Below are 14,665 nucleotides of genomic sequence, written 5' to 3' on the forward strand. Positions count from 1 at the left end.
GACTATATGTCCATTGATCATGACCGTCTGTTTAAAGAGCTGATTCAAACGTTTTTTGAGGAATTTATTGTTCTCTTTTTTCCGGAGATGCATGAGCATATCGACTTTCACCATTTGTCGTTTTTATCCGAGGAGCTGTTCACCGATGTGACAGCAGGAGAAAAGTATCGTGTCGATGTGCTTGTCGAAACGAAGTTAAAAGGCGAAGATGGGCTTGTCATTGTGCATATCGAAAACCAAAGCTACGTGCAACCATCATTTCCTGAACGGATGTTTATTTATTTTAGCCGTTTGTTTGAAAAGTACCGTAAAAACATTGTACCAATTGCTGTATTTAGCTACGATACGATCCGCGACGAACCATCGACATTTACCCTCCAATTTCCTTTTGGCCACGTGCTTGACTTTCGTTTTTTTACTGTCGAATTGCGCAAACAAAACTGGCGAAACTACATTCGTCAAGACAATCCAATCGCTGCTGCACTGCTAAGCAAAATGGGATATACTGAAAGCGAACGAGTAGAACTGAAAAAACAATTTTTACGCATGCTTGTCCGGTTGGAGTTAGACGAAGCGAAACAACGATTATTGTTTGGCTTTTTTGAAACATATATCAAACGATCCGATGAAGAAGAACGAAGACTACGAAGCGAGGTGAATGAAATGGAGACGAAAGAAAAAGAACAAGTGATGGAATTGATTATTTCTTATGAACAAAAGGCGTTAGAAAAAGGAAAAGAAGAAGGGGTGAAGCAAGGAATAAAGCAAGGAATAAAGCAAGGAATGAAACGTCTTGTACAAACGATGGCGAAAAAAGGGATGAGTGTAAAAGACATTGCGAACGTCACGGACCTTTCGGAAGAAGAAGTGGAGCGGTTGTTGGAGTAGGGGGGACTGTCGTCGACCTTTTTGGCGACGGCAGTTTTTTGTTTTACAATGAGTAGGTGCCAATATGATGTTCGTTTGCCGTTTAAAACGCTTTCTTCTAACGTTGCAAATTATCACGAATATTTCTTAAGATGTTCTCATTTTGTTGTCATTGTGCGTGTGTCCGTAAGTATGAGGGTGATAAAAATTTTCATTGACAAACATTTAAAAATCATCAATCCTTCTAAATAAGAGCGTCATTAGTACTATCGTTTATAGTGAAGAAGGGATTGGATTGAAAATAGCTAAGGTAATTAACAACAATGTCTCATTTTTTAATTTTGGTTCATCATCAAAACATGTACTTGACAAACGGTAAATTTCCTTGAACAAGTATATAAAAAAAACATTGGTTCGCTAGTTTTTCCTTGGAAATGTAGTGATGAGCACCATAGTGATTTTCAACCGTCTGCCCAGCTATCGAAGCATAGCTGGGTTTCGCATGTTTTCAAATGACAGTAGTTTACAATAGGAATTTTTGTTATAGTTAAAGTTGTAAGAGATGAAAGAACAAGAAAAGACGGAGGCAACAGTATGAGCAAGTTAACGCTACAACAACTTGAATCTCATTTATGGGAATCAGCGAATATATTGCGTGGCAGTATTGATTCTTCTGACTATAAAAACTATATTTTTGGAATGTTGTTTTTAAAACGATTAAACGATGTGTTTGTCGAAACCGCTGAGCGGATTGAAAAAGAAGAAGGCGAAGATTACGGTTGGTATGATCGCGATGAACATCAATTTTTCGTACCTGAAAAAGCACGTTGGAGTTATATTCAATCCCACTCCCAAGATGTGGGAGCGGTCATTAATAAAGCCTTTGAATTGTTAGAAGATGAAAACCCTTCCCTACAAGGGGTGTAACTATTCAGCCACATGATCAAGTGGGCTGAATTTAAACAGTTTCTCCCTTCAAAAATTAAATTTTCAACCTAAAAAACGGTTCATCCTCCCACTTTTTTACCTCATTTGTCATAAAAATTTTCCGCAAAATTCAATTTTCTACTTTTGCATTTCCCTTATTTCCCGATTTTAATCAAATTGTCCCTTATATTCTACGAAAGGATGATTTGTATGCAATACCTCGATTTAAAAATGGATTTTATGTTTAAACAACTGTTCGGCCACCCAAGTAGAAAGTCAATCACGATGGCGTTTTTAAATGCGTTGCTACATCGGACTGGAGATGATCGCATCATCGACGTACAGTTTGAAAACACCGAACTAACGAAAGAAACAGAAGACGGTAAGACTGGACGATTGGATGTCATCGTTCGCACAAACCGCGGTGAGCGCATTCACGTTGAAATTCAAATCATCCCACAATACGGTATGCCCGAACGGCTATTGTATTACTGGGCAAGGTTGTTTTCATCTTCACTATCGAAAGGAGAACGGTACAACACCCTCCCTCCAACGATTATGATCGCCATCTTAAATTATCCCCTTTTCCCACATGAAACAGATCGCTTCCATACCGTTTTTCACATTCGTGAAGACGAAGAACAGTTTCTTTGGAGCCATCACCTTGAATTTCATGTACTCGACTTGTCACAATTTATGGTAAAATGGAAGAAATATCGGAGAGAAGTGAAACAGTCACCGGAATGGCCATGGCTAACGATGTTGTCGGCTGTCGATGGACGAACGAAAAAAATGGATGAAGAGATGTTTCGTGAATTGGAGGGAATAGCCATGACAGAACAAGACATTTTAGAAGCGCTAGAAGAATGGCAAAGCTTAAGTGTCGATCCCGAAAACCGTTATGCGTACGAAATGCGGCTGAAGTGGCTCCTTGATCAACTCTCAAACATTCGCGGCAGTCGGGATGAAGGAAGACAAGAAGGATTGAAAGAAGGATTGAAAGAAGGATTGAAAAAAGGATTGAAAAAAGGATTAGAACAAGGTCGAGAAGAAGGGAAAAATGAAACGATTCGAAAAATGGTCGAAAAAGGAATGAGTGTAACAGACGTTGCGCATATTCTCGACATGACAGAGGAGGAAATACGGGAGAGGTTGGGAGATTAGCGAACGGTGCTAGGTGCTGTTCGCGATTTGAGCGCAAAGCGCAGCGCTCGGCAAGAACGTTCGAGAAACTGTCCATTCGTGAACAAGTTCCCAGTAACAAAGCGATGCCATGCACGTTCGGAAGAGAAGCCAAGCCTAAAAGATGAATGGCAATGATCACCGCGTCTTCTTGTTTCGCCAAATGACGATTGCGACGTTGAAGATAGCGTTGAATTTGTGACAGCTGGGCAGAAACAAAAAAGAAAATCGCTGCATATTGTTTTTGAATTTTTGCTTTGTCTGTAGTAAAACGAAAGTGCTCTTGCATGGGGATTCTCCTTTCGAATGTTTGGTCGCACTTTCATTCTAAAGGAGATCCGCAGGCAAGGGCTATTTTTATGCTTACTTGATTTTATCTAGCACCACAGGCTATAACAATGAAATTGTTCCATGGGAGCTATCGGAAAGAAATGATCTTGAGTTGGTTTTGAATACAATCAAACAACTGAATGGGAAGCCATTTGGTTAGAATGCCCTTCTTCATTCAGATCAAAGGTTCCAATACACAACAAAATCATATGAAAACCAGCTCGAAGAACTCAAGATTCAAGGAAGCCATTCTCGAAGGGGAAATTGCCATGATAACGCATGTATCGAATGTTTCTTCTCACATCTAAAGACAGAGAAGTTGTATTTGGTGCACCCAAAAACGATGGAACAGGCGTATCAGGCTATTCAAGAGTATATTCATTTTTACAATCACAGTCGTTTTCAAGAAAAACTGAACGACCTTTCCCCGATTGAATATCGAGAAAAGGCCGCAGCTTAATGTACTCTTTTTTTAATGTCTACTTGACAGGGCTATGTGCAAAAAATCGTCCCTCTTTGTTATGTAAGCATCAATTTGTAGATTTTCTTTGCGAGAAATCCTTCCCGATAAATACATAAAACCCCAGCACCGAAGTACTGGGGCAAAAACTATGAATCCCCCACTGACGAGGTGAAATGGCCTGCGACGCGGCAGGCAACTTATCATTAAGTTATGAGTTTTTTGCTGATAATATGCAAAGAGAGGAACCATTTAGGCTCTCCTCTCCGTTGCAAAACAAACGAATCCACGTTTTTTTTACGTGTGAAATGGTCTGTGACGAGACAGACAACGTAATTTGTACTCTAAGTATAGAAAAAACCTAGGGAAATGTCAATACGTTGTCAATACACTGTAAATACGTTGTAAGTACGTTACAGGTCAAATACCCATTTTACACGGTTCATAATCTTATTTAAATCATCCTCGTTTATATTGCCGATATGTTGCTTTAATCGTACTTTGTTGACGGTCGTTAATTCTTCTACCTTTACCGCAGAAGTCTGCGCTAAAAACGGATAAACTTCCTTTCGAAGAAAGTAATGTGTCTTTAAACGAGGTACTACTTTGGTTTTCCCTTTTCGATCTGTAACGGTTTGGGTTTTTAATTTTGTAGACAAAGGAGCTACCTTAACATTTCCGGATGTGCGGTTAATCCAGTCGTTGGAAAGAACAAGCACCGGCCGCTCTCCGTTTTGTTCTGTGCCGATATTTTCTCCAAGTTCACAAGTGAAAATGGATCCTCGTATGATCGGGCGCTTCATCTGTGTTTGTTCATTCTCAATCCATTCGTTTGCTAATGCGATCTTTTTGGGATGCCATTCATCTAGTTTTGCTTTTTTGTCCACTTTTTTTAAACGTAAACGTTCACGTTGAATTGCATCTGATTCCATTTTACTCCACCTCTCCCTCTTATACATCACGCTCATGATTGTATCACATCATACCCTTAAAGTTCGGCAACGCTGCAATATTTTTTGCTATACATTCCCATCATTTTGCCGTTGCAGGATATACCGAAGCGACAATAGAATGATTAATATCACAGCGTTATAACGGGAGGTAACGGCGCTATGACGGGTGATACGAACGAAGGACAAATATTAATGGAGCCAAGTGATGTGTGTGCTTTGCTGGGCATAAAGGAGCCCACCTTGAGAAAGTATGCCCTCATCCTCCAAGACGCGGGATACAAGTTTCACGTCAACGACAAAGGACAGCGAGGCTATTTCGAAAGAGACGTTATAGTCTTGAAGCGCTTCATGGAGATAAAACAGAGTAACGATATGACGCTAGAACAAGCGGCAGAAGCAGTAATGGCATGGGTTCGGCATTCAAATATAGCGGTCAGCGTTATAGAGAAAAAATCGGGATTTAATCGTTATAACTCATATTTCGCACCTTGGTAGGGCGGAACAAAAGGATTTTTTATTCAGTTTTTTAGAATAACTTTTAAACCAACACCAAAAGCGATGGTATCCTTTTTTTACCATCGTTGGTCGTTCTTTATCCCATTAGACGTAAATGCTCTCGTCCATCCCTAATCCTTGCAGAATCCTTCGCTGCTCGTACGTGAGCGGTTGACCTAACGCGCGTTGAATTCGTCCATCCGGCAGTTCCAACAGGACGACTCTGACATACCAAAACAATTGAAAAATCGCTTGTCCGGTCGGTCGGGTCAGTTTCCGGCCTCCCGCGCCCTTTAATGGGTGTTCCGGGGTGATGAACTGACGCACCCGGCGCTGGAAGACGCGGTAAATCGCCAAGGCCAACAGAAACAAATAGCCCAATACCGCGACCCGTTCCGGTTTTTTTACGTAAATCTCATCCGTAAAGAACGGGTCTTTCAAGAAAGAGAAGTTCATTTCCACCGAGATTTGGCCTTTATACAACTTCAAGATCTCTTTCGCATCCATCGGTTGACCTTTCCATTCCTCCGGAACGGTCGTGACAAGGACAAACCGGGACGCTTTCCGTCTCGCCTGTTCCCACGCATCTTGGTCGAATTCCACGTTCAAGCGAAGGGCGTACAGCGTTTCCATGTCCGGTTCCGCCCCTTTTTTCGGACGTCCGCGCCGTTTTTTCGGACGCACGATCGCTTCGACCGACGCCTCGACGCGATGGAACCGGAGACGAAGGGACGCCTTTAGAGACGCTAGGGCTTGTTCGGCGTCTTCCCGGCACGAAAACAGACGGCTTTCCCACTGGGTTTGTTTCTGCCGAAGAAGCTCTGCTTCTTGGTTTCGCTCTTTTTCGAGCGTCTTTCCTTTTCGTTGGTCGAGCGCGCTGGATTCAACGACGATCAACCGGACCGAATGACCTTCGTACGTCGATGTCGTTTCCCACACCCGGTAGGTGGCTCCGTTTTTCTCCGCTAAGGAGAACGAATCGCTCCACGGCGTGTCTTGGGCATCAGCTTTAGCCAGCGCGGTTTTGACGATCCGGAGCGAAGAAGAGCCTCTTGTGATCAAAAAGGCGTTGGCGGCCTTCGTTTGCGCCAGTGTGTCTTTCGTCATGGCGGCAGAATCGGCAACATAAATCCATTCATCTTCGATCTTCGCCTGCTTCAGCTGTTTCTGCACACGGGACAACACCTCGGGATTCCACGTCTTATCCGGCAGGTTGCCGTCGTGTACATCGCCATAAAACGGGATGCCATCCTCGTTGCCAATCAGCCCAAATCCGATCTGCTTTTGCCAACGATGATGCCGGTTGTAGCCATGCGTAATCTGCAAGGCATCCGGCGAGGCCGATTCATACGTACCGTAAACCGATACATCGGTCGTATCGGCATGGAACACCCGAAGAGGGATTCCTTCTTTCTTGTAAATTTGCACAAGACAGGCGGAAAGAACCGCGTGGATATTGGCGTCGTACAGTCGATCGAGATGGCGCGCGATGGCATCGTCGTTGAACCAAGAGGGGGAAAGCCCTGGTCGGATCAGCTTAGGCAAATCGATGTCATGCGCCCATCGTTCCAAATGAACGAGTGCTTGCCGACCGCTCAAGATATCCAAGGTAAGCAGCCAGACAACGTCGCTGGCTCGAGTTTGGCATTGAGAGTCCACGGGAACGAGACGATCAATCAACCGAGGGAGGCCAAGATCCTTGAAAATGGTGCTTATTATATTCAAATAAGAACTTTCATAAATGGCACGGATTTGAACGCTCATGATATAGAAACTCCTTTGCTTTCCTTGTGTTTCAAAGATTCATTCGACATGAAGATAAAAAAATCCTCCCGATTTTTGTCGAGAGGGCGCGAAATGTGAGTTATAACGATGATATACAAGTGCTAAAGGAAATGGTCGCCAAACAAAACGAGTTGCTAAAAGAACTGATGATGAGGTTAGATCAACAACAGAAATACATAGAGAAAAACCTAAAGAAAAGGGATGAACTTCTCATGCAGTCCTCAAGGAGTCTATGGAGACACGCAAAATGATCGCAGCGGCCAAAGAGGAAGATGAGAAGAAGAAAAAAGGATTTTGGTCTCGCCTATTCGGCAAATAGATTATTCGCACTGCTCAAATTTGAGCGATGAAAAGTCGTTTTAGTCCCGACTATTCAGTAATAAATAGCGCCCTGACTTCGCCCAGGGCGCGACATATGATCCCGATATAACTGAATCACATGACGTTGATATAACGGTCAATTCGGCACTTTCCAAGTGAGAACGCCATTCCCGCCTAAAATCCCAATGTCAGAATGAGCGATTTCTGGGATATGTAAAACTGTCCGCATCGTGACGGTTTATTTTATTTGCAGCTGGCGAACATAATACTGGTGATGTTGTTATAGTTGATTACATTGTGTTTTTCGGGCTTCTTGGTTTGAGTATCATATTGTCTATCTTTCACATGAGATTCGATTAAAGAAAAATCCGTTACTGGCACGACACATCGATTATGAATACATAAAATGCGAAAGCCCTATCGAGCGGCGATTGTATAAAGCGTTAAAAGTCAGCAGGTATTATATAAAGTAGATGAACTTTATCGTGAGGTTGGAAAATATAAAGCGCGAATTGACGTACAGTTTGAAAACACTGAACTAACGAAAGAAACAGAAGACGGTAAGACCGGACGATTGGATGTCATCGTTCGCACAAATCGCGGCGAGCGCATTCACGTTGAAATTCAAATCATCCCACAATACGGTATGCCCGAACGGCTATTGTATTACTGGGCAAGGTTGTTTTCATCTTCACTATCGAAAGGAGAACGGTACAACACCCTCCCTCCAACGATTATGATCGCCATCTTAAATTATCCTCTTTTCCCACATGAAACAGATCGCTTCCATACCGTTTTTCACATTCGTGAAGACGAAGAACAATTTCTTTGGAGCCATCACCTTGAATTTCATGTACTCGACTTGTCACAATTTATGGTAAAATGAAAGAAATATCAGAGAGAAGTGAAACAGTCACCGGAATGGCCATGGTTAACGATGTTGTCGGCTGTCGATGGACGAACGAAAAAAATGAATGAAGAGGTGTTTCGTGAATTGGAGGGAATAGCCATGACAGAACAAGACATTTTAGAAGCGCTAGAAGAATGGCAAAACTTAAGCGTCGACCCCGAAAATCGTTACGCGTACGAAATGCGGCTGAAATGGCTCCTTGATCAACTCTCAAACATTCGCGGCAGTCGGGAAGAAGGATTGAAAAAAGGATTAGAACAAGGTCGAGAAGAAGGAAAAAATGAAACAATTCGAAAAATGGTCGGAAAAGGAATGAGTGTAACAGACGTTGCCCATATTCTCGACATGACAGAGGAGGAAGTACGGGAGCGGTTGGGAGATTAGCGAACGGTGTCGGGTGCTGTTCAACTATGTTGTGTCCCTCTTTGTCCCACGTCAATGATGTTGCACAGGTGATTGGGGAGCGATCAGAAAATCGATTCACTGTTCAAATACGTCCTGAATTAAATCATCGAGAAGAAGTATTAAAATAAAAACCGCAGCGTTGCCTCATTGGCAGCACTGCGGTTTTTCTCTTACTAGCGATGCTCATTAGCGAACGGTGCCAGGCACTGTTGTTAGCCGAACGCGATCTTCGCATGGTCAAAGTGAAAGAGAACATCTCGGGTACGTTTCGCGAAGAAACATTCGCCCAGTCTTTTTGTATCACAAGAAGCATCGTTTCCACACTGACGAAACACGAAAAAAACGTGTGGGATTCGTTATGTCTTCTGTTGACGGGTGACACGCTTGATCGCGTTCTTTCTACCACTTAGGGCATTTTCTATTACGGGGATGCCCTATTTGTGTTGCGCTTCTTTACATACTACTATCGGAGTGAATAGTTACAATAGAATTTTTTGATGTAGCTAATTAAATGAATCGCACGGTAAATATTGGGTTGATTTTTTTAAATTCCATTCTTTTTTTGTTTTTCATTCAAATAAATATTTGAATAATAAAAGAAATGGGGGTATAATATATTCAAACGGAAATTTGAATATGAAAGGGGGATAATGAATGAGTAAGAAAGATACATGTGAAATTTATTGTTATGACGAAGAAAAAGTCAATCGAATACAAGGGGAATTGCAAAAAGAAGATATATCTAGTGTTGTCCAGTTGTTTAAAGCACTGGCAGATGAAAATAGGGCAAAAATTGTCTATTCACTTTGCCAAGATGAAGAGTTATGTGTATGTGATATTGCTAATATCATCGGGGCTTCTGTTGCAACAACTTCCCATCATTTACGCACCCTTTATAAACAAGGGATTGTAAAGTATCGAAAAGAAGGAAAGCTAGCATTTTATTCGCTGGATGATGACCATATTAAGCAGTTAATCATGATTGCGTTAGTACATGATAAAGAGGTGAAAGTCCGTGTCTGAACAACAAGCAAAATTATCTGAGAAAGAAATGAAAACCTACCGTGTTCAAGGATTTACTTGTGCAAACTGTGCGGCAAAGTTTGAAAATAATGTAAAATCATTACCAGGTGTTCAAGATGCTAAAGTAAACTTTGGAGCATCTAAAATTACCGTTTGGGGTACAACAACCATCGAAGAATTAGAAAAAGCAGGAGCTTTTGAAAACTTAAAGGTTCGGGAAGATAAAGAAAAAGCAGTAAAGCGTGAACCTTTTTGGAAGCAAAAAGAGAACATCAAAGTGTATATTTCCGCTGTTTTGCTTGTGATTAGTTGGTTTTTAGGGAAGCAATACGGAGAAGAGCATATCTTTGCGACAATTGGATATGCTGCAGCAATTTTAATCGGTGGATATTCGTTATTTATAAAAGGTTTCAAAAACCTAGTTCGATTGAATTTTGATATGAATACGCTGATGACAGTGGCGATTTTAGGAGCTGCAGCGATTGGTGAATGGGGAGAAGGTGCAACGGTTGTTATTCTATTCGCCATTAGCGAAGCCTTAGAGCGTTATTCCATGGATAAAGCTCGTCAATCCATTGAATCGTTGATGGATATTGCTCCAAAAGAAGCATTAATTCGTCGCGGAAATGAAGAAATGATGGTCCCTGTTGACGATATTCAAGTCGGAGATATTATGATCGTAAAGCCTGGTCAGAAATTAGCGATGGATGGAATCGTCATCAAGGGTACATCTACGCTAAATCAGGCTGCCATTACGGGAGAAAGTGTTCCAGTAACCAAAACAGTCGGTGATGAAGTCTTTGCAGGAACATTGAATGAAGAAGGGTTATTGGAAGTAAAAGTGACAAAACGAGTGGAAGATACAACCCTTTCGAAAATCATCCATTTAGTGGAAGAAGCTCAAGCAGAACGAGCACCTTCTCAAGCGTTTGTAGATCGTTTTGCCAAATACTATACACCAGCCATTATCATTTTTGCTCTTTTACTAGCCGTTATTCCTCCATTATTTATGGGTGCTGATTGGAGCGAATGGATTTATCGAGGTCTAGCTGTATTAGTAGTTGGTTGTCCGTGTGCGCTGGTCATTTCCACTCCTGTTGCGATTGTAACCGCCATTGGAAATGCAGCGAAAAACGGGGTGTTAATTAAAGGTGGCATCTATTTAGAAGAAGCAGGATCTCTAAAAGTCATCGCTTTTGATAAAACAGGAACATTAACAAAAGGTGTTCCTTCCGTCACCGATGTAGTCACTTATAATGGCGATGAAAATGAACTAATGACCATTACAGCAGCCATTGAAAAAGGCTCACAACATCCACTTGCTTCCGCCATTATAAGAAAAGCAGAAGAAGATGGATTGAATTTTAATGATGTATCGGTTGAAGAATTCCAATCCATTACAGGTAAAGGGGTCAAAGCCAAAGTAAATAACGCAATGTATTATGTCGGAAGTCCAGGTCTTTTTGAAGAACTTCTTCCAAATGGCATCCAATCAGAAATAAAAGAACAAATGACAACCCTTCAAACACAAGGGAAAACGGTCATGGCGTTAGGAACGGAAAAAGAAATTCTGGCGTTAATTGCCGTGGCAGACGAAATAAGAGAATCATCCAAAGAGGTTATTCGAAAACTTCATCAAGTCGGTATTGAAAAAACGGTAATGTTGACAGGGGATAACCAAAGAACAGCCGAAGCCATCGGAAAACAAGTCGGCGTTTCCGATATTAAAGCCGATTTACTTCCAGAAGATAAACTGAATTTCATCAAAGAGCTTCGTGACAAGCATCAAAGCGTGGCGATGGTTGGAGATGGTGTGAACGATGCACCAGCTCTTGCAGCTTCAACCGTTGGTGTGGCGATGGGCGGTGCTGGAACCGATACAGCCCTAGAAACAGCCGATATTGTCTTAATGTCTGATGATTTAAGCAAATTGCCATATACGATTAAATTGAGCCGCAAAGCTTTAGCGATTATTAAGCAAAACATTACTTTCTCTTTAGGGATTAAGGCATTGGCATTACTGTTAATTGTGCCTGGTTGGTTAACGTTATGGTTAGCGATATTTGCGGATATGGGAGCAACATTAATCGTAACATTAAACAGCATGCGATTGCTAAAAGTTAAAGAATAGGCTCTTGGTGCCTGTCACCGCCCGAAGTATGTCGAAAAGCTCTGCGGAGAGAAATCTCTGCGGGGCTTTTCTTTTGTCTTCCTTTTCTTTGATTAAAAAGAAAAAAGGCAAAGCGACAATGGCTTTCCCCTGAAATGGATGTGGATGATATCTAGTCATCTGAGACTTTAATCAAAACTTCTTCTCTTTTCCGTTTTATTCGTTTCCAAAGATATGGTCCAGCGAAGAATAAACGCTTTGTAACTATTCAGCCACATGATCAAGTGGGCTGAATTAAACAGTTTCTCCCTTCAAAAATTAAATTTTCAACCTAAAAAACGGTTCATCCTCCCACTTTTTTACCCCATTTGTCATAAAAATTTTCCGCAAAATTCAATTTTCTACTTTTGCATTTCCCTTATTTCCCGATTTTAATCAAATTGTCCCCTATATTTTACGAAAGGATGATTTGTATGCAATACCTCGATTTAAAAATGGATTTTATGTTTAAACAACTGTTCGGCCACCCAAGTAGAAAGTCAATCACGATGGCGTTTTTAAATGCGTTGCTACATCGGACTGGAGATGATCGCATCATCGACGTACAGTTTGAAAACACCGAACTAACGAAAGAAACAGAAGACGGTAAGATCGGACGGTTAGATGTCATCGTTCGCACAAACCGCGGCGAGCGCATTCACGTTGAAATTCAAATCATCCCACAATACGGTATGCCCGAACGGCTATTGTATTACTGGGCAAGGTTGTTTTCATCTTCACTATCGAAAGGAGAACGGTACGACATCCTCCCTCCAACGATTATGATCGCCATCTTAAATTATCCCCTTTTCCCACATGAAACAGATCGCTTCCATACCGTTTTTCACATTCGTGAAGGCGAAGAACAGTTTCTTTGGAGCCATCACCTTGAATTTCATGTACTCGACTTGTCACAATTTATGGTAAAATGGAAGAAATATCGGAGAGAAGTGAAACAGTCACCGGAATGGCCATGGCTAACGATGTTGTCGGCTGTCGATGGACGAACGAAAAAAATGGATGAAGAGATGTTTCGTGAATTGGAGGGAATAGCCATGACAGAACAAGACATTTTAGAAGCGCTAGAAGAATGGCAAAACTTAAGCGTCGACCCCGAAAACCGTTACGCATACGAAATGCGGCTGAAATGGCTCCTTGATCAACTCTCAAACATTCGCGGCAGTCGGGAAGAAGGAAGACAAGAAGGATTGAAAGAAGGATTGAAAAAAGGCTTAGAACAAGGTCGAGAAGAAGGGAAAAATGAAACGATTCGAAAAATGGTCGAAAAAGGAATGAATATAACAGACGTTGCTCATATTCTCGACATGACAGAGGAGGAAGTACGGGAGCGGTTGGGGGATTAGCGAACGGTGTCGGGTGCTGTTTGCGATTTGATCGCAAACCGCAGCGCTCGGCAAGAACGTTCGAGAAACTGTCCATTCGTGAACAAGTTCCCAGTAACAAAGCGATGCCATGCACGTTCGGAAGAGAAGCCAAGCCTAAAAGATGAATGGCAATGATCACCGCGTCTTCTTGTTTCGCCAAATGACGATTGCGACGTTGAAGATAGCGTTGAATGTGTGACAGCTGGGCAGAAACAAAAAAGAAAATCGCTGCATATTGTTTTTGAATTTTTGTTTTGTCTGTAGTAAAACGAAAGTGCTCTTGCATGGAGATTCTCCTTTCGAATGTTTGGTCGCACTTTCATTCTAAAGGAGATCCGCAGGCAAGGGCTATTTTTATGTTTGCTCGATTTTATCTAGCACCATGGGTTATTTGATATAAACTCAGACTTTTAAAAAATATTTTGGTATGACAGATTCTGTCTAACCTATTTGATAATATAAGTATAAAGAATTAATTGGAAATTCTAAGGGTGATACGGTGGACAAAGAGAAAGAGGCGAAAATAAGTAGGGTGCTTAAATTGTATGATACGTTCCGAAAAGGGGGAGTTATCAATAAGAAGAGAACTGCTGATGAATTAGGTGTAAACGAAAGAACCGTTCAGAGAGATATTGATGACATAAGAATGTTTTTATCTAATAACTGTGCTGGTGAGGAAATACTATACGACTTTTCTAAAAAAGGATATTACCTAAGTGGATTTGTTAAAAATCCTTTAACTGGGGTCGAATTGCTAAGCATCATAAAGATAATTTTGGAGAGCAGAGCTTTTTGTAAATCAGAGATGAATGGGTTAATTGATGCTCTCCTTAGTCAGGCAATTGAAGAGGATAGAAAATTTATAAAAGCTATCATTGGAAATGAGTTAATTCATTTTCAACCATTACAGCATAACAAACCCCTTCTGAAGATGATTTGGGATATTGGTTTTAGCATTAGAAACAAACAAATGATAGAGATAACTTATGAAAGAATGGATGGAAAAGAGTCAGTAAGAATTGTAAAACCCGTTTCGATAATTTTTTCCGAATATTATTTCTACTTAATTGCGTTTATAAAGGATAGTGAATATCAATCACCAGCTTTTTTTAGAGTGGACAGAATTAAGCATTTTAAGCTGTTACAAGAGAAATTCAAATACTCCGAAAAAGACAGGATAGAAGAAGGGGAGCTTAGAAAGCGTATTCAATTTATGTATGCAGGAGACCTAATGACCATTAGATTTAAATTTTTTGGTCTTTCGCTTTCTGCTGTATTGGACAGGTTTCCTAATGCTAAAGTCATTGAAAAGCTTCCAGAAGGATGGTTAATTGAAGCGGAGGTTTACGGAAAAGGATGCATGATGTGGCTATTGAGCCAAGGAGAGCGTGTAGAGGTTATCAGTCCTCAAAGCTTAAGAGATGAAATGAAAAGAACCATTCAATTAATGGCTGATAAATATAATTAAAAGAA

At 41.2% G+C, this 14,665-nt stretch carries 9 protein-coding genes and 6 pseudogenes; 11 read left to right on the top strand and 4 right to left on the bottom strand.

The genetic code is table 11. From position 1 onward, the window contains the following. The first annotated feature begins 6 nt into the window (after positions 1-6). From ACPF7I_RS03750 to ACPF7I_RS03760, 3 genes and pseudogenes are all read left to right on the top strand, one after another. Positions 7-888, top strand: coding sequence for an Rpn family recombination-promoting nuclease/putative transposase (locus ACPF7I_RS03750; protein ID WP_430744743.1), 882 nt, complete (start codon positions 7-9; stop codon positions 886-888). A 573-nt stretch (positions 889-1,461) separates the two neighbouring features. Continuing rightward, a pseudogene (locus tag ACPF7I_RS03755) lies at positions 1,462-1,791 on the top strand (type I restriction-modification system subunit M N-terminal domain-containing protein); the annotation flags it as partial. Positions 1,792-2,004: 213 nt separating this feature from the next. Next, positions 2,005-2,958 carry an Rpn family recombination-promoting nuclease/putative transposase gene (locus ACPF7I_RS03760; RefSeq protein WP_430744741.1) on the top strand — a complete coding sequence of 318 codons (954 nt, stop codon included), beginning with the start codon at positions 2,005-2,007 and terminating at the stop codon, positions 2,956-2,958. A 26-nt stretch (positions 2,959-2,984) separates the two neighbouring features. Here ACPF7I_RS03760 and ACPF7I_RS03765 read toward each other — a convergent pair. After that, positions 2,985-3,265, bottom strand: a pseudogene (locus ACPF7I_RS03765) (IS982 family transposase); the annotation flags it as partial. Between the two features lie 102 nt (positions 3,266-3,367). Between ACPF7I_RS03765 and ACPF7I_RS03770 the strand changes: the two are divergent. Further along, positions 3,368-3,766 (top strand): annotated as a pseudogene (locus tag ACPF7I_RS03770) (transposase); the annotation flags it as partial. Positions 3,767-4,179: 413 nt separating this feature from the next. Here the strand turns inward: ACPF7I_RS03770 and ACPF7I_RS03775 are convergent. Then, the gene (locus ACPF7I_RS03775) at positions 4,180-4,698 is read right to left on the bottom strand and encodes a type II toxin-antitoxin system PemK/MazF family toxin (RefSeq protein ID WP_219986365.1); all 519 of its coding nucleotides are present in this window, start codon (positions 4,696-4,698) and stop codon (positions 4,180-4,182) included. A 180-nt stretch (positions 4,699-4,878) separates the two neighbouring features. On the opposite strand from ACPF7I_RS03775, the gene ACPF7I_RS03780 reads away from it, so the two are divergent. Further along, positions 4,879-5,214 (top strand): hypothetical protein, encoded by a 336-nt coding sequence (locus ACPF7I_RS03780; protein ID WP_430744740.1) that lies wholly within the window; start codon positions 4,879-4,881, stop codon positions 5,212-5,214. 105 nt (positions 5,215-5,319) lie between these two features. Here ACPF7I_RS03780 and ACPF7I_RS03785 read toward each other — a convergent pair whose 3' ends face one another. Continuing rightward, positions 5,320-6,978 (bottom strand): IS1634 family transposase, encoded by a 1,659-nt coding sequence (locus tag ACPF7I_RS03785; protein ID WP_430744739.1) that lies wholly within the window; start codon positions 6,976-6,978, stop codon positions 5,320-5,322. Positions 6,979-7,831: 853 nt separating this feature from the next. Between ACPF7I_RS03785 and ACPF7I_RS03790 the strand changes: the two are divergent. The 5 genes and pseudogenes from ACPF7I_RS03790 to ACPF7I_RS03810 all read left to right on the top strand — a co-directional run bounded on the left by ACPF7I_RS03790 (position 7,832) and on the right by ACPF7I_RS03810 (position 13,171). Beyond that, positions 7,832-8,614: pseudogene (locus tag ACPF7I_RS03790) on the top strand (Rpn family recombination-promoting nuclease/putative transposase). 236 nt (positions 8,615-8,850) lie between these two features. Further along, positions 8,851-9,045: pseudogene (locus ACPF7I_RS03795) on the top strand (IS66 family transposase); the annotation flags it as partial. 244 nt (positions 9,046-9,289) lie between these two features. Continuing rightward, the gene (locus ACPF7I_RS03800; protein ID WP_430744737.1) at positions 9,290-9,658 is read left to right on the top strand and encodes an ArsR/SmtB family transcription factor; all 369 of its coding nucleotides are present in this window, start codon (positions 9,290-9,292) and stop codon (positions 9,656-9,658) included. Continuing rightward, positions 9,651-11,789, top strand: a complete 2,139-nt coding sequence (locus tag ACPF7I_RS03805) for a heavy metal translocating P-type ATPase (RefSeq protein WP_430744735.1) — start codon at positions 9,651-9,653, stop codon at positions 11,787-11,789. The genes ACPF7I_RS03800 and ACPF7I_RS03805 overlap by 8 nt, the downstream gene beginning before the upstream one ends. A gap of 452 nt (positions 11,790-12,241) precedes the next feature. After that, a complete protein-coding gene (locus ACPF7I_RS03810) occupies positions 12,242-13,171 on the top strand; it encodes an Rpn family recombination-promoting nuclease/putative transposase (RefSeq protein WP_430744733.1) in 930 nt (309 codons plus the stop codon). Between the two features lie 26 nt (positions 13,172-13,197). Here the strand turns inward: ACPF7I_RS03810 and ACPF7I_RS03815 are convergent. After that, positions 13,198-13,478 (bottom strand): annotated as a pseudogene (locus tag ACPF7I_RS03815) (IS982 family transposase); the annotation flags it as partial. 213 nt (positions 13,479-13,691) lie between these two features. Here ACPF7I_RS03815 and ACPF7I_RS03820 point away from each other — a divergent pair. Beyond that, positions 13,692-14,660, top strand: a complete 969-nt coding sequence (locus tag ACPF7I_RS03820; RefSeq protein WP_430744731.1) for a helix-turn-helix transcriptional regulator — start codon at positions 13,692-13,694, stop codon at positions 14,658-14,660. The last annotated feature ends 5 nt before the right edge of the window (positions 14,661-14,665 follow it).

Source organism: Anoxybacillus dikiliensis (genome assembly GCF_050613275.1).
Classification (GTDB): Bacteria; Bacillota; Bacilli; order Bacillales; family Anoxybacillaceae; genus Anoxybacillus.

Coding starts and splice junctions, on each gene's coding strand:
- ACPF7I_RS03785 (WP_430744739.1), bottom strand. CDS start 6,978: ATGAGCGTTCAAATCCGTGCCATTTATGAAAGTTCTTATTTGAATATA.
- ACPF7I_RS03800 (WP_430744737.1), top strand. CDS start 9,290: ATGAGTAAGAAAGATACATGTGAAATTTATTGTTATGACGAAGAAAAA.
- ACPF7I_RS03750 (WP_430744743.1), top strand. CDS start 7: ATGTCCATTGATCATGACCGTCTGTTTAAAGAGCTGATTCAAACGTTT.
- ACPF7I_RS03780 (WP_430744740.1), top strand. CDS start 4,879: ATGACGGGTGATACGAACGAAGGACAAATATTAATGGAGCCAAGTGAT.
- ACPF7I_RS03775 (WP_219986365.1), bottom strand. CDS start 4,698: ATGGAATCAGATGCAATTCAACGTGAACGTTTACGTTTAAAAAAAGTG.
- ACPF7I_RS03810 (WP_430744733.1), top strand. CDS start 12,242: ATGCAATACCTCGATTTAAAAATGGATTTTATGTTTAAACAACTGTTC.
- ACPF7I_RS03760 (WP_430744741.1), top strand. CDS start 2,005: ATGCAATACCTCGATTTAAAAATGGATTTTATGTTTAAACAACTGTTC.